Consider the following 19,726-nt stretch of genomic DNA (forward strand, 5'->3'; position numbering starts at 1 on the left):
CGGTCAACCTGATTTAACGCTTTTCATTGTGGCGGATGCAGGCCACGTGGTGTCCGCCGCCGATCGGCTCGACCGGCGGAACGATTTCGGCGCAGGCGGCAATCGCTTCCGGGCAGCGGGTGCGGAAGACGCAGCCGGATGGGGGCGCGATCGGGCTTGGTATGTCGCCCTGCAAGGGAATATGTGTCCGGCGGCGCGTCGGATCCGGCACTGGCGCGGTCGCCAGAAGCGCTTTGGTGTAGGGATGACGCGGCGCGGCATAGACCAGCCGGCTTGGGCCGCGCTCCATGACACGGCCGAGATACATCACCACCACCTCGTCGCAGAGATACTCGACCACCGACAGATCGTGGGCGATGAACAGCAGCGTCAGCCCAAGCTTCTTCTGCAGGTCACTGAACAGGTTGAGCACCTGCGCCTGCACCGAGACGTCGAGGGCGGAGACCGGCTCGTCGGCGACGATGAATTGCGGTTCGACGGCGAGCGCACGCGCAATGCCGATGCGCTGGCGCTGGCCGCCGGAGAATTCATGGGGGTAGCGGCTGGCGTGGTCCGGCGACAGGCCGACCAGCGTCAGCAGTTCGGCGACGCGCTCAGTCCGCCTCTTGCCTCGGGGAAAGCCGCGTGCGTCAAGGGCCTCGCCGATGACGGCGGCGACCCGCATGCGCGGATTGAGGCTGGAGAACGGATCCTGGAAGACGATCTGCAGTTTTTGCCGGTAGGCGCGCATGTCGCGCGGCGACAGCGAAAACAGGTCGACGCCATCGAACAGCGCCTTGCCCCCAGTCGGCTCGACCAGCCGCAGCAGAGCGCGGCCGGCAGTGGTCTTGCCGGAACCGGACTCGCCGACCAGCCCGACGGTCGCGCCGCGCTGGACGTCGAAGCTGACATTTTCGACCGCATGCACGATGCGGCCATTGCGGGCCGGAAAATGCTTGGTCAGGCCCTGCACGCTGAGCAGCGGCGCGCTCATAGCTCAGCACTCCTGATGCAGCGCGACGCACCGTGCGGGCCGGCCGGCACCAGTGCCGGCGGTGCGGCCCGGCACGGTGCGATGGCAAAATCGCAGCGCGGTTCGAAGGCGCAGCCCGGCGGCAGGTTGGTGATCGGCGGCACGCTGCCTCGGATCGAATAGAGCGCACGGCGCTCGCCGGCGGCATCGATGTCGCGCGCGGCGTTCGGTGTGCAGGCGAGCAGGCCTTTTGTGTAGGGGTGCCGCTGATGCGCGAAGAGATCATTGACCGGCGCCTGCTCGACGACACGGCCGCCATACATGACGACGACATCATGGGCGATTTCGGCGACGACGCCGAGATTGTGGGTGATGAACAGGATCGACATGCCCATCTCGGCCTGTAGGCGGCGCAACAGATCGAGGATCTGCGCCTGGATGGTGACGTCGAGCGCGGTGGTCGGCTCGTCGGCGATCAGCAGCGAGGGGCTGCACGACAGCGCCATGGCGATCATGACGCGCTGGCGCATGCCGCCCGACATCTGGTGCGGATAGTCGTCCAGACGGGATTCAGCATCGGGGATTTCGACATGTTTCAGCATGGCGAGCGCCCGTTTGCGCGCCTCGCGGCCGTCGACCGACTCATGCAGCGCGATCATCTCGCCGATCTGGTCGCCGACCGTGAACAGCGGATTGAGGCTGGTCATCGGCTCCTGAAAGATCATGGCGATCTCGGAGCCGCGCATTCTCCTGAACTGTTTTTGGCTGAAGCCGGCGAGATCGTGGACGCGCTCTTGCCGGTCGCGAAACAGGATGTTGCCGCCGGCAATGGCGCCGGGCCGCGACAGCAACCCCATGATGGAGAGGCTGGTGACGGATTTGCCGGAACCGGATTCGCCGACCACGGCGAGCGTCTTGCCGCGCTTGAGGTCGAAGGTCACGCCGTCCACCGCCTTGGCCGTCAGCCGGCGCGTCACGAACCAGGTCCGCAAATCGCGAACCGACAGGATGACGTCACTGGCGAGCGGTTCGGTCATGGTTTTCACCCGGTCAAAACTTCCACCCGCAATGCGGACAGGCATGAACACCGCCCTCACCTTCCCTGGGCATGGGAACGTGACGATGCGCGGCAATGGCTTGCGCACCCAGAATGGCGTGACGTGGCTCGAACAGTCGGTGCAATGTGCTCAGCGCTCCTTGTGAATCGCGCACGGTCAGATCGGCGTCGACGACATCGAAGACGGTGAATTCCGCCGGCTTGCCCTTTTCCAGCAGCTTTTCCGTCGGCAGGCGGATGGCGCGGCGCGGCGCCGTGGTGGAGGCCGCCACCACATCCTCGAACTTCATGCCGAGCGACAAAAGCTTGGACATGGTGGTGGCCATGTCCCAGACCGATGTGTCGATCGAGCGGTTGTGGAGATCGGTGGAGATCGTCGCCGGCGCCAGGCCGCGCTCGAGCGCCGCCTTGGCGACATCGAAGGAGAAGGAGGCGCCGCCATGGCCGACATCGAGCACGATGCCGCGCGCCGCCGCCTGTTCGGCGAGCTGATAGAGGTCTTCATCTTCGATGATCGAGCCGCCGGCCTTGCCGTTGAAGCAATGGGTGACGATGTCGCCTTCGGTCAACAGCCCGAGCACATCATCATATAGCGGCGGCGGCTCGCCGACATGCACCATGATCGGCAGCTTGAGAATACGGCTGAGTTTCTTCGCCAGCCGCACCGGCGTCAGGTCCCAGCCGCCGGTGATGACGTGGCTGGCACGGACCTTGAGCCCAACGATCACATCGCGATTGGCCTCGACGGTGGCGATGGTGCGGTCGAAGTCGATCGAGCGCATGTCGATCAATTCGCTGACCCGGTTGCAGGCGACAAGGCCGATCGAGCCGATGTTCAGGAAGGAGTAGACATTCTCCTTGGCCGGCTCGACGATGAACTCGCGAAAGCCATGAAAATTGGCCTCGCCGGCCGAGCCGGCATCGACCATGGTGGTGACGCCGCGCGCCGCGCCGCATTGTTCCGGACGCAGCGAAATGTCGGTGCCGCCATACCAGACATGGACATGCAGATCGGTCCAGCCCGGCGACAAGAACGCGCCTTTGGCATCGACCGTGTTGACGCCCTCGCCCGCGGCAACCTTCGAAGCGACCTCGGCGATACGGCCCTGCTCATCAACCAGTACATCGATCGGCTGATCGACGCCGGTGCCGAACCCGACAGGCCTGGCGCCCTTGATCAGCAGCGGCCGGTCGGCCTTTTGAAAACGGTTGCCGAACATCAGATATCCTTTGCCAGTCGGGGGTCGAGAAGGTCACGCAGGCCGTCGCCAACCAGCTGCAGTGACAACACGGTGATGACGATGGCGGCACCCGGAAACATCATCACCCAGGGCGCCTGATCCATATATTGGCGGCCGGTGGCGATCATCGTGCCCCAGGTCGGAATGTCGGGCGAAATGCCGACGCCGAGGAAGGACAGGCCAGCTTCCGCCAGAATGGCGTTGGCGAAAATAAAGGTGCCCTGGACCAGCAGCGGCGACGTCACGTTGCGCAGCACGTGGCGGATCAGGATGGTTGGCGTCGGCACACCGAGCGCCCTCGCCGCCTCGACATAGGGAAGTTCGCGGATGACCAGTGTCGAGGCGCGCACGACGCGGGCGAGCCTGGGCGCATAGACGATGCCGAGCGCGATCACGACGTTGATCGCCGTTGCGCCGAGTGCTGCCACCAACGCGATGGCGAGCAGGATGTCGGGAAACGCCATCATCGCATCGATCAGCCGAGATACCGGCGTGTCCAGGCGTCTGAAATAGCCCGATATCAGCCCAAGGATGGTGCCGATGATCGAGGAGAAAATCACCACGGCAAAGCCGACGCTGAGCGAGGTGCGCGCGGCATAGAGCATGCGGGTGAAGACGTCGCGGCCGAGATCGTCGGTGCCGAAGAGATGCTCGAGGCTCGGTCCATGCAGCCGGCTGGCGATGGACAGTTTTGACGGCGCATAGGGCGCGATGACAGGCGCCAGGATCGCGGCCAGCACGATGATCACCAGCACGGCGATGCCGGCGGCCGAGGTCGGCCGTCCGAGCAGCCGCGAAAAAATGTTGGGCTCGGAGTGGATCGGGGCGGAGATCGCGGCCATCAGTAGCGAACCCTCGGATCGACGGCGAGATACAGCATGTCGATGGCGAAATTGACCAGCACGTAGAGCCCGGCGATGACCAGCAGCGCGCCCTGGATGACAGGATAGTCGCGCCGCAGCACCGCCGAGACGACAAGGCTGCCGACGCCGGGCAGACCGAACACGGTTTCGGTCACCACGGCGCCGGAGATCAGCAGCGCGGCCGTCAACCCGATGACGGTGAGGATCGGGATCAGCGCATTCTTGAAGGCGTGCTTCAGCACCACGCGCCATTCGCTCATGCCCTTGGAGCGTGCGGTGCGGACATAGTCGTCATTGAGCACGTCGAGCATCGAGGCGCGGGTAAAGCGGGTGATCAGCGCCGAACTGACGAGACCGAGCGCCAGCGCCGGCAACACGAGGTGGCTCAGCCGGTCGGCAAAGGATGCGCCTGGTCCGCCATAGCCCGACGTGTCGAACCAGCCGAGCTTGACGGCGAAGAACTGGATGAACAGCAGGCCCAGCCAAAAACTCGGCACGCTGGCCGCGAACATGGCCACGGTGGTTGTCGCCTGGTCGAAGATCGAGCCGCGCTTGTAGGCGGCGAGGATGCCGACCGGCAGCGCGATCAGCGTGGCGATCAACAGCGAGAAGATGGTGAGAAAGAAGGTCGGCTCGGCACGCTGGGCCAGTGCTGTCGTCACCGGCTGGTTGAGGAAGATCGACTGGCCGAAATCACCCTGGACGACGCCAAAGACATAGCGCGCGAACTGTTCGGGGATCGAGCCGTCGAGGCCGAGCCGCGAGCGCAATGCGGCGATATCGGCGGCGGACGCGTCAGGGCCAAGCATGACAGCGGCCGGATCGCCCGGTGTCACCCGCACGATGACGAAGACGATGGTGACCACCAGCGCCATGACGACGATCATGCCGAGAAGCCTGTTGAGGATCGAGCGCAGCATACTTCAGCAATCCACTGGATGGTCTTGCCGGGCGCCGGCCACACCGGCCGGCGCCCAAAAGTGCCTGTCCCTACGCGGCGGGACAGGCGGGAGGATTCTCATTTGCCCTCGAGATAGGCGTTCCAGAAGTAGGGCCATGGCGCCGGCGTCACGCCTTTCAGCGTCGGCGCCTGCGCGGCAAGCGCGTTGAAGTCGCCGATCTTGACCGCCGGCACTTCGTCGAACACCGCCTTCTGCACATCGGCAAACAGCGCAACGCGCTTGGCCGGATCGGCCTCGGCGTTGAACGCATTCAGCACCTGGTGCTTGCGGTCGGACACCCACCAGCCTGGCGACGAATCCGACATGATGCCGGTCAGCGACGGCTCCGGCAGGAACGGGCTGTGGGTGATATAGACATCCCAGAGCGCCGGATCGGTGCGGTTCTTGGTCAGCGTCGCCCATTCGACAACGTCGAGCTCAACCTGGAAGCCGGCGGCCTTGAGGTATTCGGCGGCAACCTGCGCCATCTTGTAGTGGAACTCGTACTGGCGGCTGGTGAGGATGCGCAGCGGCTTGCCGTCATAGCCGGCCTCCTTCAGCAGCGTTGCCGCGGCCTCAGTGTCGCCATCGGGCTTGTAAGGTTCGATGCCGGCGTCGGTGTGCCAGGCATAGCCTTCGGGATAGAGGGCTGCGTTGGCAGCAAAGAAGTCCTTGGAACCGAAAGCGGCAAGCAGCATGTCGTTGGGGGCGAGCGCGGCCTGGATTGCCTTGCGGATGCGGATGTCGCTGTTCAGACCCTGCTTGGTGTTGAGCACGAACACCGGCCAGCCGAACGGCTTCAGGATGACGGGCGCGGTCTTGCCGCCCGAAATCTTGTCGAAGGATTCGACGGGGATGGAATCGACATAGGCGAACTGGCCGGCGACCGCGCCTTCGACGCGGGTGTTGGGGTCGGGAACCGGGACGAAGCGGATCTCGTCGAGATATTGCTTGCGCGCGCCGCCATAGCCGTCGGGCTCGCCGTCGCGCGACTTGTAGCCGTCGAAGCGGGCAAGCTGGATGAACTGGTCGGGCTTGCGCTCTTTCAGCATGTAGGGACCGGTGCCGACAAAGCTTGTCAGCGGGTCCTGCCCGGCATTTTCCGACGGAATGATGATGGCGGCGGCATTGTTGAGCGACAGCAGCGCCAGCAGCGGGGCGAACGGCTTCTTCAGGCTGATTTTGACCGTCGCATCGTCGATCGCATCGACCGAAGCGATGACTTCTGCCGCCTGCTTGCCGCGGGTGGCGATCTTCATCCAGCGCTGCAGCGAGGCGACCACATCGGCCGAGTTCATATCGCTGCCGTCATGGAACTTCACGCCGGTCCGAAGCTTGATGGTGTAGACGAGCCCGTCGGGCGAAATCTCAGGCATGTCGGCGGCCAGAAGCGGCGTGATGCCCCAGTCCTTATCGAAGGTGTAGAGCGTCTCGTAGATATGCTGGGTGACGATGCCGACGAGGTCGGCGGTCGAGGCCATCGGGTCCAGCGTCGGCGGTTCGCCGATGGTCGCGACATCGATGACACCGCCCTTGGCGGGCTCGGCCGAGGCGATGCCCGTCGCCGCGAGGAGAAGCGCGGCGAGCGAAGCAGCAATATGCAGAAAGCGCTTCATATGGGTTCCCTTCGTATATTCCATATTTATGGAACTTATATCTTAGTTACGGACTAGTAAGTGCATCCGTCTGCCGCGGCGTCAAGTTTTTTTCAAAAAGATCCGGAATCGGGTTGCGGGGCTGCACCAGCCGATCCGGCGTTGCCTGGACGGCAGACGATCGAGCCTGGAATTGGCCTGTCCGGCTCGCAAGCCGGGCGAAAGCCGGCTTCGGATTCGGTGCCAAGCGAATTCGGCGCAGGCGGTTTTCTGTCCCCGTTATCCACATATGTGACACACAAGATGTTGGGGTCACAAAAGCTACGTAAACGAATCCTTGACGACGCAATCCGAGTCGCCTTTTATGTGCCATGTGCTCTTGTTGAGGGCGCGACCGGAGAGTTTCGAGCCCGGTCTTTTTCCCGGATTTTGTGCGTTTTTGCCCAGATTTCCGCCTGTTTACGAGGCTGGCGGAAGCGTTGGGATCGTGGGGCTTGGGGTGGCGAAAGGGAGAATTGTCGGACTGGAAAAAATCATCTGTTAACACTATATTTAGTGTTTGCAGGCAGTCTCGACGCTAGATAGTGTGAACCTCCCTCGAACGAGGGAATCGATCAAAGTTTCAGTTGAGGACCCGCAAGGGTCGGTCTGCAGCCCGGGCAAACGCTGGGGAAGGCGTATTGCTGTCTGCATGCCGGCACTCGCGAAAAGGAGAGTGCCGGCGTTGCTCGCAATGCCGGCAAACGGCGGACTGCGTTTTTCAGCTTGTGGGGCAGAAATCCCTGGGGAAAAGCGCTATATATAGACAAAAGGGACCGGACCAATGCGCATCGAGCGTCGCTTCACCAAGCCAGGACAATCAGCCTATGCGGAGATCGAATTCCGCAAGGCGCTTTCGGAGATCAAGAATCCGGATGGCTCGGTGGTGTTCCGCTTGGACAATATCGATGTGCCGGCGCAATTCTCCCAGGTTGCCGCCGACATTCTGGCGCAGAAGTATTTCCGCAAGGCCGGCGTGCCTGCACGCTTGAAGAAGGTCGAGGAGAATGACGTCCCCTCCTTCCTGTGGCGCTCCGTCGCCGACGAGGCCGAGCTGGCAAAGCTGCCGGAAGCCGAGCGCTACGGCTCCGAAATCGACGCCCGCCAGGTTTTCGATCGCCTTGCCGGCACCTGGACCTACTGGGGCTACAAGGGCGGCTACTTCAAGTCGGAAGACGACGCGCTCACCTTCCGCGACGAGCTCGCCTACATGCTGGCCACCCAGCGCGTGGCGCCGAATTCGCCGCAATGGTTCAACACCGGTCTGCACTGGGCGTACGGCATCGATGGTCCGAGCCAGGGCCACTATTATGTCGACCCGTTCACCGGCAAGCTGACCAAGTCGAAGTCCTCCTACGAGCATCCGCAGCCGCATGCCTGCTTCATCCAGGGCGTGCAGGACGATCTCGTCAACGAAGGCGGCATCATGGACCTGTGGGTGCGTGAAGCGCGCCTGTTCAAATACGGCTCGGGCACCGGCTCGAACTTCTCGCTGCTGCGCGGCGAAGGCGAAAAGCTGTCCGGCGGCGGCCGCTCGTCGGGCCTGATGAGCTTCCTCAAGATCGGCGACCGCGCGGCGGGCGCCATCAAGTCGGGCGGCACGACGCGCCGCGCCGCCAAAATGGTCATTGTCGACGCCGACCATCCCGATATCGAGGAATTCATCGACTGGAAGGTCAATGAAGAGCAGAAGGTCGCCTCGCTGGTGACCGGCTCCAAGATCGTCAAGAAGCATCTCGAAGCGATCATGAAGGCCTGCATCAACTGTGAAGGCAATGCCGACGACTGCTTCGACCCGTCGATCAACACCGCGCTGAAGCGCGAGATCAGGGCGGCCAAGAAGTCGGCGGTGCCGGAGAACTACATCTACCGCGTCATCCAGTTCGCCAAGCAAGGCTACACCTCGATGTCGTTCAAGACCTACGACACCGACTGGGATTCCGACGCCTACCTCACCGTCTCCGGCCAGAACTCCAACAATTCGGTGTCGCTGAAGGACAACTTCCTGCGCGCCGTCGAGGACGATGCCGACTGGCACCTGACCGCGCGCAAGGACGGCAAGGTGTTGAAGACGCTGAAGGCACGCGACCTCTGGGAAAAGATCGGCTACGCCGCCTGGGCTTCCGCCGATCCGGGCCTGCATTTCAACACGACGATGAACGACTGGCACACCTGCGCTTCGGCCGGTGCGATCCGGGCGTCCAACCCGTGCTCGGAATACATGTTCCTCGACGACACGGCCTGCAACCTGGCCTCGATCAACCTTTTGCCCTACCGCAATGCCGACGGCACGATCGACATCGCCGCCTATGAGCACACGGTGCGGCTGTGGACCATCGTTCTCGAAGTCTCGGTGATGATGGCGCAGTTCCCGTCGAAGGAGATCGCCAAGCAGTCCTACGAATACCGCACGCTCGGCCTCGGCTACGCCAACATTGGCGGCCTCTTGATGACGTCCGGCATTCCCTATGACAGCGACGAGGGCCGCGCCATCTGCGCCGCGCTCACCGCGATCATGACCGGCGTCGCCTATGCCACCTCGGCCGAGATGGCCGGTGAGCTCGGCGCGTTCGCCGATTACGACCGCAACGCGCAGAACATGCTGCGCGTGATGCGCAACCACCGCCGCGCCGCTTACGGCGAAAAGGGCGGCTATGAGAAGCTCGCCGTCAACCCGGTGCCGCTGGTCGCTTCCGACCTGAAGCAGCAGGATTTGGCCGTGCATGCCAAGGCCGCCTGGGACCGCGCCATCGAGCTCGGCGAAGAGCATGGCTACCGCAATGCGCAAGCGACCGTGATTGCGCCGACCGGCACGATCGGCCTGGTCATGGATTGCGACACCACCGGCATCGAGCCCGACTTCGCGCTGGTGAAGTTCAAGAAGCTCGCCGGCGGCGGCTACTTCAAGATCATCAACCGCGCCGTGCCGGAAGCGCTGCGCACGCTGGGGTACTCCGAGAGCCAGATCGCCGAGATCGAGGCCTATGCGGTCGGCCACGGCAACATGAACCAGGCGCCGGCGGTCAACCCCGGCTCGCTCAAGGCGAAGGGTTTTACCGATGACAAGATCGCCGCGCTCAATGCGGCGCTGAAGTCGGCCTTCGACATCAAGTTCGTCTTCAACCAGTGGACGCTCGGCGCCGACTGGGTGAAGGAGACCTTTGGCTTCACCGACGAGCAGCTCAACGACTTCTCGTTCGAGATGCTGCCGGCGCTGGGCTTCTCCAGGAAGGACATCGAAGCCGCTAACATCCATGTCTGCGGTGCTATGACGCTCGAAGGCGCGCCTTTCCTCAAGGCCGAGCACCTTGCGGTGTTCGACTGCGCCAGCCCGTGCGGCAAGATCGGCAAGCGCTCGCTTTCGATCAACAGCCACATCCAGATGATGGCGGCGGCACAGCCCTTCATCTCGGGTGCCATCTCCAAGACCATCAACATGCCCAACGATGCGACGGTGGAAGACGCCAAGGGCGCCTACATGCTGTCGTGGAAGCTGGCGCTGAAGGCCAACGCGCTCTATCGCGACGGCTCGAAACTGTCGCAGCCGCTGAACGCCTCGCTGCTCGCCGATGGCGAGGAGGACGAGGACGATGCGGTCGAGCAGCTGATCCAGGCCCCGGCGGCTGCGCGCGCGGCGCAGATCACCGAGCGGATCGTCGAGCGCATCATCGAGCGCGTGTCGCGCGAGCAGGAAAAGCTGCCGGGACGCCGCAAGGGCTACACCCAGAAGGCCAAGATCGGTGGCAACACCATCTTCTTGCGCACCGGCGAATATGACGATGGCCGTCTCGGCGAGATCTTCATCGACATGAACAAGGAAGGCGCCACGCTGCGCGGCCTGCTCAACAACTTCGCCATCGCCATCTCGCTCGGCCTGCAGTATGGCGTGCCGCTCGATGAATATGTCCACGCCTTCACCTTCACCAAGTTCGAGCCGGCCGGCATGGTGCAGGGCAACGACGCCATCAAGAGCGCGACGTCGATCCTCGACTACGTGTTCCGCGAGCTCGCCATCTCCTATCTCGGCCGCAACGACCTCGCCCATGTCGACCAGTCGGACTTTTCCAACACGGCACTGGGACGCGGCATCAGCGAAGGCAAGACGGATGCGGTGTCCAAGGGCCTGACCCGTGGCGCCTCGCCGGTGAAGCTGGTGTCGCGGGCAACCGGTAACGAGCCGAAGGGCTTTGCCGGCGGCTCCGCCGGTGCCCGCACGGCGCCCACCGCCTTCTCCGGCTCCAACGTACTGGCGCTGAAGCCGGCCAGCGACGAGGCGGTCGCCTACAAGCGCGACTATGAGGAGCGGGCCAAGGAATTGGCCGAGGACATCGCCTTCGAGGAGGTTGTGGACGCGGCCGACGCCACCGCGGCGCTGTTCACCGACGCCGCGGCGAATGAAGCGGCCGAGGCGAAAAAGCTCGCAGCCGACCGCCGCGCCAAGTCGCTGCTGCAAGGCTACACCGGCAATTCCTGCTCCGAATGCCAGAATTTTACCATGGTGCGCAACGGGACTTGCGAGAAGTGCGATACGTGCGGCGCTACGAGCGGGTGCAGCTGAGCTCATAGGCGCTAAAACGCAACATCATCGGCCCGGTCGCAAGATCGGGCCGATTTTTTTGAGGGTCGCGATCAGGTGCGATCTTAGTTAGGTGCTTCAGGTCATTGGCCTTTTCACGCCGAGCTCTTGTCGCGCACCCCTCATCCGTCTCGGCGCTGCGCGCCGATCCACCTTCTCCCACAAGGGGAGAAGGGAAGGCCTGCTACGGCAACACCCGCAACGTCTGCTCGTCAAACAGCGGCTCATCCTGCCCCACCCGGACGAACAGCACCCTGTGCCCCTCGCCCGCCGGCACTTCGAAATACTGGATGCCGTCAGGCATTTCGCCCCGGTCGCCGCAGGGCGGTTCTGGGACCTCGTCATTGGCGGCCGCCTGCAGTTCCTTGGCGTAGGCGGCATCCGGGCTGAATGTGTAACGCTTGACGCCGGCGGGCACGGTGCCCTCGGTGTAGGGCGCGAGTTCACACCGGGCACTGACGGCCTTGTCAGTCTTTTCCAGCAACAGGCGCAGCACGGCAGCTTCGGCGGTTTCGCCTGATTTGATGTCGAAGACTTCGACCAGCGGATCGGGCGCGCCGCCGTCGCTGTATTTGATGACGAGCGCGTTGCCGACGAACTCGAAATGGATCTGGCGAAAGCCGAAATCGCAGCGCTGCGCCCAGGCGGCCAGACCGACCGTCTTGTCGGCCAATTTTTCCCAGGCGCATTTGTCGATTGGCGGGCGCGACGGCGCCGGCTCGTCCGCGCGTGCGATGGCGGATAGTGTCATTGAAGCAAACAGGGCACCGGCCCAGATGATCGATCTCATGGCGTTGTTCATCACTGCATCCTGTCAAAGAGTGGGCAACAGCCCGACCAGCCACGCCGCGCCGCCGAGAAAGGCAGCCGAACACACCCAAAGCAGCCACAGCCCGCGCACCCGGCATTCCAGCACAGCCGAGGCCGGGTTGGCGGGGTCGTAGTGTACGTCGACCTTGCTGCCTTCGGCGTAGCGTTGCGACTCGCCCCGAACCAGGGCGGCCAGAGAAGCGGCGACAGCGGCGCCGAAGGTGACGCGGCTGGCAGTGTAGCGCCGACCGGCAACCTCATAGCTGTAGACGATGCGGGACCGAAAGGCGCGGCGCCAGCGTTGGGAGCCGCCATCGATCCGGACCGTCTCAACTCCCGAAGCATCGATGCGGCCGGCGGCAACGGGCCATTTTGTCGACCGCCTTGCAAGAACCTTATGGGCTATTCCCATGAGCAGGATGAACAGGCCCATGAAAAACAGAACCATCGCGATGCCAATTTTTTCCGGCTTGGGCAGGAACGGCCTGATCGCCTCCAGAACACCACCGGTGGAAAACACCAGCACCGCGGAACCGATCACCAGCCCGGCAGACAGCTTGACCATGAATTTGAAGGCGCCGTCCGGCAAGGTGCGCTCGATCACCGCTTTGCTGGGATCGGCCGGGTTATAAAACACCGTCACCTCGGCGCCTGTAGGAAACTGCGCCAGGGTTTCATCGACTTCGAAATTGCCGAGATTTTCCTTCACACTGTAGCGCGAGCCGCGGTATTTCTTGCCGGCCACTTTGTATTCGAAGGTGATGGCGGGAAAATTTCGGATTTCGGTGACCTTCTCGCTGTCGGCGCCGACGCCCGAGACCTTCACCTTGCGCGCCTCGACGCGCGACGAGATGATCTTGCCCGGCGTCGGCAGCCAGTGGCTCATCGCCTGCACCTCGCGCCATTTCACGAAGGTGATGAACGACAGACAGGCCGCGATCACGCAGGCAAATCCGACCAGCAGAAATTGCAGTTCCACCCGTCCCCGCTCCCCCAGAATTGCAGGAAGCTTCAAATAGACAGCACGGCGACGGCAATGTCTTGTTTATTCGCAAAAGCCGGCACATTCGGAATGGCGGCATGCCATGCCGATCGATTGATGGGGCTGACGTGGGGCGGGCTTTTCTACAGGCGATTGCCGTCTGTTCGGTATCGAAGCGCCATCGACTTTGTTAATAGTCGCCCCAGAAACTCACGTCGTTGGGAGCCACGACACCGAATGACAGCACTGCGCGTTCTCTCCGATGCCTTCATTCCGGAATTGCCGAACCACTACAAAGGCAAGGTCCGCGAGAATTACGATCTGCCGGATGGCCGCCGCATCATCATCGCCACCGACCGGCTGAGCGCCTTCGATGTGATCCTGACCGCGATCCCGCTCAAGGGCGAGCTGCTGACGCAGACGGCGCGCTATTGGTTCGAAGAGACGGCCGATATCTGCCCGAACCATGTGCTCGATTATCCCGACCCCAATGTCGTCGTCGGCACGCGGCTCGATATATTGCCGGTGGAAATCGTCGTTCGCGACTATCTCGCCGGCACCACCAGCACCTCGGTGCTGACGAAATACAAAAACGGTGAGCGCGACATGTACGGCATGCGCCTGCCGGACGGGTTGCGTGACAATGAGAAGCTGCCGCAGGCCATCATCACGCCGACCAGCAAGGCGCTCGATGGCGGCCATGACGAGCCGTTGACGCGCGACGATATCCTGACGCGGGGCCTGTTGTCGGAAGAGCAGTGGGACACCGTCTCGCGCTATGCGCTGGCGTTGTTCGCGCGCGGCAAGGCGCTGGCCGCAGAACGCGGCCTGATCCTGGTCGACACCAAATACGAATTCGGCACGGACAAGGATGGAACCGTCATCCTTGCCGATGAAATCCACACGCCCGACTCCAGCCGCTACTGGCTGGCGGAAAGCTATGAGCAGCGCTTCGAGTCAGGCGAGCGGCCGCAGAGCTTCGACAAGGATTTTATTCGCGCCTGGGTCACCGCGCGCTGCGATCCCTACAAGGATCGTATCCCGAAAATCCCGGCCGAGCTCATCGAGCAGACGTCGCGGGTCTACACGCAGGCCTATGAAACCATCACCGGCAAGACCTTCACTGCCGATACTTCGGGAAAGACGGTGCTGGACCGCATTCGCGAGAATTTGAAGCCTTACTTCTGATAGCGGCCGGGCGGCCGCTATCAGCTTGCCGTGGTTGCGGCGACGGACGGTTCTTGCGGAGCTCGCCATGTGCCGAGATACGACCCGCACAGGATGAGCGCGAAAGCAGCCAGAATGCTGATGCCGAGCGGTTCTGAAAGGACGAGCACGCCGGCTGCCACCGAGACGGCGGGCGCCACATAGGTGATGACGACTGCCCGCTCCGGGCCGATCTCGCGCACCAGCAGAAAATAGGTGGCGAAGGCGATCGCCGTGCAAAACACGCCGAGACTGACAATCGCGCCCACCGCGGTCATCGACGGCATGACCGTCGGCCAGGCCTGCGCTGCCGGCACGGCATAGATCACGGCGGCCCCGAACAGACAGACGGCTGTCAGCGCGCTGGCCGGCACATCGTTCAGCCAGCGCGACGCGATCATCGACCCCAAGGCGTAACAGGCCGCGGCCATGAGAACTTCGATGACCGCAAGAAGTCCGCCACCCAGTGTCGGCAGCGCCAGCACAAAGACACCGGCAAAGCCGAGGAAAAGACCGGTCCAGCGGCGTATCCCAAGCCGCTCATCCGAGCCCATCAGCTTGGAGAGTGCGACGGTCACGGCCGGCGTCATGGCAATCAAAAGCCCGGCGGTGGAACTGTCGATGCTGACTTCGCCATGCGCGATCAGCCCCCATGGCAAAACCATCTCGACCACACAGAATGCCGCGACCGCCAGCCATTGTGTCTTCAGCCATCCGAAACTGCCCTGGGCAAGGGCGAAGGGCAACAGCGCCAGAGCGCCGACGGCTGCCCGGGCAAAGACCAGGAAGGGAACCGAGACTTCGGCGACCGCCAGCTTGATCAACAGATAGGGAATGCCCCACAGCAGGCTGAGCAGCGCAAACAACAACAGTCCACGGCGCGTCATGACGGCCTCACAGCGAGGAACGTGGTCCATTCCTCGCGATCGCGGCCGACGTTGAATTCGTCGCCGACAAGGACCAGCCCGGCGCTTTCGAGACGGGCCGCGAAATCGTCCCTTTGCCAGTAGACAGTATGATATTCGCCGCTCTTCTCGCCATCGCCAATGCGCATCGACACGAGGAAGGCGCCACCCGGCCGCAGCGACGCGGCTATCTTGGTAAGAACCTGGTCGGTCTGTTCGCGCGGCACATGGATCAGAACGCACAAAGCGAGCACCGCGTCATAGGGGCCGCCGAGATCGTCGGTGATGAGGTCGAGAAACTCACCGTGCTTGCCGCGTGCGGCCTGCAGCTCGAGAAAGCGCTTTGTCGCGTCGGTGCGTCGAACCTGAGCGCCGAGCCCCTCGACGAAGTCCGCATCGTATCCGGGTCCCGAGCCGACTTCCAGAATCCGGCCGCCTTTGCCGGTGATCGCGACAAGCCGCTTCAGCCACTTCTGTTCTCTCTGGTTGGGAACGTGCCTGACCAGTGCGTCGTAGCGTTCGGCATAGTCTTCGTAGGCGTTGATGGTTTTGCGGCTCTTCGCCAGATCCTCGGACAGCACAGTTCCCTCCCTCGCATCTTTTCAGGTCAGAGCAGCTTGCTTAGCGAATGGTGCCGGGAGGCACGCGTCCATCAAGCATACCGATATCCCTGAGGAAATGATCCGACAGCGAGCGGTGATCGAGCAGGCCACGCTTGCGGGGTCTGAACGGCGCGGTGAAGAGGTCGAGTACCGGGCGGCGAAGCGTGTTGTAGAGAGCGATTGTGGTGGTCATTTCCGTGTCCTCCAGGGTTTGATCTGATGGACACAACATGCCGTTTTCCGGGCTTGGTTTCCAATCGAACGTCGCGTAGTATGCATCAGGAGGATTGATGCATCATGAGCTGGGAACTACCGCCATTAGGAGCCATCCGGGTGTTTGAAGCCGCCGCGCGTCTCGGCAGTTTCACCAAGGCTGCCGAGGAACTTGGCATGACCCAGTCAGCTGCCTCCTATCAGATCAAGGTCCTGGAAGAACGCGCCGGAACGCCGCTTTTCATAAGGAAAACAAGACAGATCGCCTTGACAGAGGCTGGGCAGCAGCTGGCGCCGCACGCATCCGGCGCGTTCTCGACGCTGGCCGATGCGTGGGTCGCCACCAAGGGTGGAGCGACCGGCGTGCTGTCGGTGACAACCATGGAGACCTTCGCAACGAACTGGCTTGCCGTATGGCTTGGAACATTCCAGCTGATGCATCCCGACTTGGCCGTGAAGGTGAATACATCGCATGGCCTGGTCGATTTCACGCGTGGCGACATGGATGTCGGCATTCGCACCGGCTCTGGAAAATGGACCGGCCTGACGGCGCACTATCTGTTCAAGGCCGACTACACGCCGATGCTCAGTCCAAAGCTCGCCGAGAGCGTCGGCGGCATCCATCGCCCCGAGGATCTCTACAAGGTGCCGCTGTGCTGCGCCGACGATCCCTGGTGGAAAATCTGGTTCGAAGCCGCCGGCGTGCCTTACGAGCCGGATCGCATCATCGCAGGCCCGAAGCTGGGTACGCAGGCCTATGATGCAATGGCGGCGCTGACCGACAAGGGCGCCGCGATCCTCACCAAAAACCTCTACAGCGCCCTTTTGGCAAAGGGCCAGTTGATACAGCCATTCGACGTGCTTGGATCGGACGGCGACGGCTATTGGCTGGTGCACCTGGAGAGCCGCCGCAACACCCCCAAGATCAAGGTGTTTCGCGACTGGGTGCTGGCGCAAACCGCGGAGATACGCGAGCACGAGTGGCGCGATGCCCCTCAAGGCGCCGCAATGAAGCTCGCCCGCGCGTAGGTCCTCAGTCCTTGAAGGTGAACCCGTATTTGGCGACCTGTTCCTTCGGCATGTCCGCAAGCGCCTGGCGGGTGGTGTAGCCGCCGTAGATCACCTTGCCGTTCTTGATCATCCAGTCCTCGACGTCGGCCTCGGCCACCGTCATCCTGTCGCCCATCTTGTACTTGTTGCCGTTGACCGGGACGTCGGCGAGCAGGCCGATATAGGAGCCGTCGCTGTAGCCGACCAGCTGCAGCCAGATGTGCTCGGTGGCGCCGTTCTGGGTCAGCGGAAATTTCACCGTGTAGGTGCCGGGCGTGCCGGCATCCATCAATTCGTGGAAGCGCTTGAGAGTAGAGCGGCCGCTGGTCTTGGCAGCCTGCATCGCCTTGTCCTCAGTGGAATAGGACACGACGTTTTGCTTCGACTCCGCCAGCGAGTCGCCACTACCCGGCATATGCCAAAGCGAATTGAAAAACCCGTAGCCGACAGCGGCGACAACAGCGATGGCCACAACTGGATTGCGCATGGACCCCTCCGAAACCCGATCACGGACACGTTACCTTAGGGCTGTTGCGATACCGCTAAAGGACAGAGTGACCGGATCGTTAGCGAGACGCTGAAAATTCGACCCAAGGCGTCGCTCAAATGGCCACGGCGCTACCGGCGAACTGTCAGCTCGCGCGGGGCTCAGTTGGCGTCAGCGACGGTCGTCTGTCCGCCCGCCCATGCCCGCCAGGCGCGCTCGTCGCCATGGAAGACGTTGAGGTCGATGCGGCCGGTCACACCGTGCGACAGACCGGAACCGGAATACTGCCAGAACAGCCATTTGCGACCGGGATAGACTTTTGAGGGATGCCGCGCCACCGCGCGCAGCCAGAATGGATAATCGAGAAAGGCGCCCTTGAGATTGTCGCGGTAGAAATCGGGGCTGGTGTAGATGATGGGCCGCTGGCCGTAGTGGCGCTCGAGCTTGTCCATGAACACCTGCATCTTCTCCAGCACMGTGGCACGCGAAGGCCGCCGCTTGCAGGAGGATTCGCCGTTCCATTCGACATCGATCACCGGCGGCAGCGCGCCGTCCATCTTCGGCACATTGCGGATGAACCAGTCGGCCTGTTCGCCGGCAGTGCGGCACCAGTAGAAGAAATGATAGGCGCCGCGCTTCAGCCCGGCGGCGTCGGCATTGCGCCAGTTCTTCATGAACATCGGGTCGAGATGGTCGCCGCCATCGGTCGCCTTGATGTAGGCGAAGTTGGCGCCCTGTGCGCGCAGCTTGCCCCAATTGACGTTGCCCTGCCAGCGCGAGACGTCGACGCCATGCACGGCGAGATAGCGCGGCGATGCCTTGCCGAAATTGATCGGCTTGGCATCACGAAAGCCGTAACGGGTGACCGGCGAGGCCAGCATGGCCGGCGCCGCGCGCGTCAGCCGCTTCGGCGGCGACATCAGCGCTACCGGCTCAAGCTGCGGGCTGGCGTTGCCATCGGCCGAAGCCGCGACAATGGCCTCCTCTTCCTCGACCATCGAGAAGGGCGGCGCATTGTCGGCCACGGCATTGTCGGTCACCAAGTCGGACCGCATTGGCGCGAGTTCGGATGTCGCCGGAGCCGCCGCGACCGGCGCTCTTGGCCGCACGACCGAACTGGTCGTCTCGTTGGACGGCTGCAAGGCATCGACGCCCGCTGTGGACGAGCAGCCGGCAAGGCACAGCGATGCCACCATAAAACCGACGACGCCTGAAATCCGCATCTGGACCTGTACGCAAAACACAACAGACCGAAGGCAGAAGGACGCCGCCGGACAAACCGGCTTCGATTACTAACGATAAATTACCAATAAAGTTTGAATCGAATTGTTAAGGGTGAGCAGCCGGTTCGCCGCAGGCGAATTCATCGTGCCAGTGGCACGATGAAAGGCCGGCGAGCGCCGGGACGCTGCGAAGCAGCGGGGACCCGGCAGGTGGATTGCCAGGCGTCCGTTCCACTTACCTGCCGAGCCATTGCTGCATGCAGCTTTTGGCCACCACATGTGCAGGTGGCACGGCGTCGGCAGCAGGGCGACGCGCTCGTTCGAGCAGCAGGCGAACCTGTTCGGGGCGCACGCGGTCGCGCTCCATCACGAGCAGGACCATCGGATCGCTCAAAAGCTCGTCCAGGGTGTTGATTCTGTCGCTCATCGGTCGTCTCCTCGAATACCAGACCCGCAGCCGATAGATAGGCAGCCAATCATGGCCCGCCAATGACGCTTTGCCGGCTATGGCGTGTTTTTGGCATTACTTTCTCGTAAGGCCCGGCGTCAGTTCGGAGGCGGTGCACCTTCATGTTGCGGCAGCCCGTCATCGAGCCGCAGCCAGGGCTGCTTCGAGGCGGTCCACATATGCATTTCCGGCTTGAACAGCGAGGGATCGTCCAGCGAACCGGTGGTGATGCCGACGATGCCTGCGGAGTCGCGCCGGGAAAACAGCGTCGTGCCGCAAGCGGCGCAAAAGCCGCGCTGAAGGTCCGGAGAGGTGTTGACGGTCGCCACCTGCCCCTCGACGGTGACGTCGTCGATGCGAAAGAGCAGACGCGCGTTGAAGGCCGCGCCGATCACCTTCTGGCAGCGCCGGCAATGGCAGACGCGCTGGTTGACCGGCGCCGCATCGGTGCCGTAGCGCACTGCCCCGCACAGGCACCCGCCCTGATATTTCGCCATCATCTGAACCCCGTCGCGCCGAAGGTCTTTGAAAGTATC

The 19,726-nt window shown here is 63.0% G+C and carries 18 protein-coding genes; 3 read left to right on the forward strand and 15 right to left on the reverse strand.

Going from position 1 to position 19,726, the window contains the following annotated elements; genetic code table 11:
* Positions 1–13: 13 nt before the first annotated feature.
* The 6 genes from AC1DYJ_RS20980 to AC1DYJ_RS21005 form a co-directional block, all read right to left on the reverse strand.
* The gene (locus AC1DYJ_RS20980; RefSeq protein WP_477284514.1) at positions 14–973 is read right to left on the reverse strand and encodes an ABC transporter ATP-binding protein; all 960 of its coding nucleotides are present in this window, start codon (positions 971–973) and stop codon (positions 14–16) included.
* Positions 970–1,989 (reverse strand): ABC transporter ATP-binding protein, encoded by a 1,020-nt coding sequence (locus AC1DYJ_RS20985; protein WP_477284516.1) that lies wholly within the window; start codon positions 1,987–1,989, stop codon positions 970–972. The genes AC1DYJ_RS20980 and AC1DYJ_RS20985 overlap by 4 nt, the downstream gene beginning before the upstream one ends.
* Positions 1,990–2,002: 13 nt before the next feature.
* A complete protein-coding gene (locus AC1DYJ_RS20990) occupies positions 2,003–3,229 on the reverse strand; it encodes an amidohydrolase/deacetylase family metallohydrolase (RefSeq protein WP_477284518.1) in 1,227 nt (408 codons plus the stop codon).
* Positions 3,229–4,092, reverse strand: coding sequence for an ABC transporter permease (locus AC1DYJ_RS20995; protein ID WP_477426231.1), 864 nt, complete (start codon positions 4,090–4,092; stop codon positions 3,229–3,231). Before AC1DYJ_RS20995 ends, AC1DYJ_RS20990 begins: the two co-directional genes overlap by 1 nt.
* Positions 4,092–5,033: an ABC transporter permease gene (locus tag AC1DYJ_RS21000; RefSeq protein WP_477284522.1), complete on the reverse strand. Its 942-nt coding sequence runs from the start codon at positions 5,031–5,033 to the stop codon at positions 4,092–4,094. The genes AC1DYJ_RS20995 and AC1DYJ_RS21000 overlap by 1 nt, the downstream gene beginning before the upstream one ends.
* A 98-nt stretch (positions 5,034–5,131) precedes the next feature.
* Complete coding sequence (locus AC1DYJ_RS21005) at positions 5,132–6,670, reverse strand: ABC transporter substrate-binding protein (RefSeq protein ID WP_477284524.1); 1,539 nt, start codon at positions 6,668–6,670, stop codon at positions 5,132–5,134.
* 802 nt (positions 6,671–7,472) lie between these two features.
* On the opposite strand from AC1DYJ_RS21005, the gene AC1DYJ_RS21010 reads away from it, so the two are divergent.
* The gene (locus AC1DYJ_RS21010; RefSeq protein WP_477284526.1) at positions 7,473–11,246 is read left to right on the forward strand and encodes a vitamin B12-dependent ribonucleotide reductase; all 3,774 of its coding nucleotides are present in this window, start codon (positions 7,473–7,475) and stop codon (positions 11,244–11,246) included.
* Positions 11,247–11,448: 202 nt separating this feature from the next.
* Here the strand turns inward: AC1DYJ_RS21010 and AC1DYJ_RS21015 are convergent, their stop codons facing one another.
* Together AC1DYJ_RS21015 and AC1DYJ_RS21020 are read right to left on the reverse strand one after the other, a co-directional pair.
* The gene (locus AC1DYJ_RS21015) at positions 11,449–12,066 is read right to left on the reverse strand and encodes a hypothetical protein (protein ID WP_477284528.1); all 618 of its coding nucleotides are present in this window, start codon (positions 12,064–12,066) and stop codon (positions 11,449–11,451) included.
* A gap of 12 nt (positions 12,067–12,078) precedes the next feature.
* Entirely contained in the window at positions 12,079–13,053 is a 975-nt protein-coding gene (locus AC1DYJ_RS21020) for a DUF3592 domain-containing protein (protein ID WP_477284530.1), read from the reverse strand.
* A 249-nt stretch (positions 13,054–13,302) separates the two neighbouring features.
* Here AC1DYJ_RS21020 and AC1DYJ_RS21025 point away from each other — a divergent pair, with 249 nt between their 5' ends.
* Positions 13,303–14,244 carry a phosphoribosylaminoimidazolesuccinocarboxamide synthase gene (locus AC1DYJ_RS21025; protein WP_477284848.1) on the forward strand — a complete coding sequence of 314 codons (942 nt, stop codon included), beginning with the start codon at positions 13,303–13,305 and terminating at the stop codon, positions 14,242–14,244.
* A gap of 20 nt (positions 14,245–14,264) precedes the next feature.
* Here AC1DYJ_RS21025 and AC1DYJ_RS21030 read toward each other — a convergent pair whose 3' ends face one another.
* The 3 genes from AC1DYJ_RS21030 to AC1DYJ_RS21040 are packed head-to-tail and all read right to left on the reverse strand — an operon-like array spanning position 14,265 to position 15,962.
* Positions 14,265–15,149: a DMT family transporter gene (locus AC1DYJ_RS21030; protein ID WP_477284532.1), complete on the reverse strand. Its 885-nt coding sequence runs from the start codon at positions 15,147–15,149 to the stop codon at positions 14,265–14,267.
* On the reverse strand, positions 15,146–15,748 hold the full coding sequence (locus AC1DYJ_RS21035; RefSeq protein ID WP_477284534.1) for a class I SAM-dependent DNA methyltransferase: 603 nt from the start codon (positions 15,746–15,748) through the stop codon (positions 15,146–15,148). Before AC1DYJ_RS21035 ends, AC1DYJ_RS21030 begins: the two co-directional genes overlap by 4 nt.
* Positions 15,749–15,788: 40 nt before the next feature.
* Entirely contained in the window at positions 15,789–15,962 is a 174-nt protein-coding gene (locus AC1DYJ_RS21040; RefSeq protein ID WP_185970365.1) for a hypothetical protein, read from the reverse strand.
* Positions 15,963–16,066: 104 nt separating this feature from the next.
* On the opposite strand from AC1DYJ_RS21040, the gene AC1DYJ_RS21045 reads away from it, so the two are divergent.
* Complete coding sequence (locus AC1DYJ_RS21045) at positions 16,067–17,011, forward strand: LysR family transcriptional regulator (protein ID WP_477284537.1); 945 nt, start codon at positions 16,067–16,069, stop codon at positions 17,009–17,011.
* A 4-nt stretch (positions 17,012–17,015) separates the two neighbouring features.
* Here AC1DYJ_RS21045 and AC1DYJ_RS21050 read toward each other — a convergent pair whose 3' ends face one another.
* The 4 genes from AC1DYJ_RS21050 to AC1DYJ_RS21065 form a co-directional block, all read right to left on the reverse strand.
* Positions 17,016–17,519: a DUF2314 domain-containing protein gene (locus AC1DYJ_RS21050; RefSeq protein ID WP_477284539.1), complete on the reverse strand. Its 504-nt coding sequence runs from the start codon at positions 17,517–17,519 to the stop codon at positions 17,016–17,018.
* Positions 17,520–17,680: 161 nt separating this feature from the next.
* Complete coding sequence (locus AC1DYJ_RS21055) at positions 17,681–18,742, reverse strand: glycoside hydrolase family 25 protein (protein ID WP_477284541.1); 1,062 nt, start codon at positions 18,740–18,742, stop codon at positions 17,681–17,683.
* A 235-nt stretch (positions 18,743–18,977) separates the two neighbouring features.
* The gene (locus tag AC1DYJ_RS21060; RefSeq protein WP_023690160.1) at positions 18,978–19,169 is read right to left on the reverse strand and encodes a hypothetical protein; all 192 of its coding nucleotides are present in this window, start codon (positions 19,167–19,169) and stop codon (positions 18,978–18,980) included.
* Between the two features lie 119 nt (positions 19,170–19,288).
* Positions 19,289–19,687 (reverse strand): GFA family protein, encoded by a 399-nt coding sequence (locus tag AC1DYJ_RS21065; protein ID WP_477284543.1) that lies wholly within the window; start codon positions 19,685–19,687, stop codon positions 19,289–19,291.
* Between the last annotated feature and the right edge of the window lie 39 nt (positions 19,688–19,726).

This window comes from Mesorhizobium sp. P2_B11 (genome assembly GCF_056404855.1).

Coding starts and splice junctions, on each gene's coding strand:
- AC1DYJ_RS20980 (WP_477284514.1), bottom strand. CDS start 973: ATGAGCGCGCCGCTGCTCAGCGTGCAGGGCCTGACCAAGCATTTTCCG.
- AC1DYJ_RS20985 (WP_477284516.1), bottom strand. CDS start 1,989: ATGACCGAACCGCTCGCCAGTGACGTCATCCTGTCGGTTCGCGATTTG.
- AC1DYJ_RS20990 (WP_477284518.1), bottom strand. CDS start 3,229: ATGTTCGGCAACCGTTTTCAAAAGGCCGACCGGCCGCTGCTGATCAAG.
- AC1DYJ_RS20995 (WP_477426231.1), bottom strand. CDS start 4,092: ATGGCCGCGATCTCCGCCCCGATCCACTCCGAGCCCAACATTTTTTCG.
- AC1DYJ_RS21000 (WP_477284522.1), bottom strand. CDS start 5,033: ATGCTGCGCTCGATCCTCAACAGGCTTCTCGGCATGATCGTCGTCATG.
- AC1DYJ_RS21005 (WP_477284524.1), bottom strand. CDS start 6,670: ATGAAGCGCTTTCTGCATATTGCTGCTTCGCTCGCCGCGCTTCTCCTC.
- AC1DYJ_RS21010 (WP_477284526.1), top strand. CDS start 7,473: ATGCGCATCGAGCGTCGCTTCACCAAGCCAGGACAATCAGCCTATGCG.
- AC1DYJ_RS21015 (WP_477284528.1), bottom strand. CDS start 12,066: ATGAACAACGCCATGAGATCGATCATCTGGGCCGGTGCCCTGTTTGCT.
- AC1DYJ_RS21030 (WP_477284532.1), bottom strand. CDS start 15,149: ATGACGCGCCGTGGACTGTTGTTGTTTGCGCTGCTCAGCCTGCTGTGG.
- AC1DYJ_RS21040 (WP_185970365.1), bottom strand. CDS start 15,962: ATGACCACCACAATCGCTCTCTACAACACGCTTCGCCGCCCGGTACTC.
- AC1DYJ_RS21045 (WP_477284537.1), top strand. CDS start 16,067: ATGAGCTGGGAACTACCGCCATTAGGAGCCATCCGGGTGTTTGAAGCC.
- AC1DYJ_RS21050 (WP_477284539.1), bottom strand. CDS start 17,519: ATGCGCAATCCAGTTGTGGCCATCGCTGTTGTCGCCGCTGTCGGCTAC.
- AC1DYJ_RS21060 (WP_023690160.1), bottom strand. CDS start 19,169: ATGAGCGACAGAATCAACACCCTGGACGAGCTTTTGAGCGATCCGATG.
- AC1DYJ_RS21065 (WP_477284543.1), bottom strand. CDS start 19,687: ATGGCGAAATATCAGGGCGGGTGCCTGTGCGGGGCAGTGCGCTACGGC.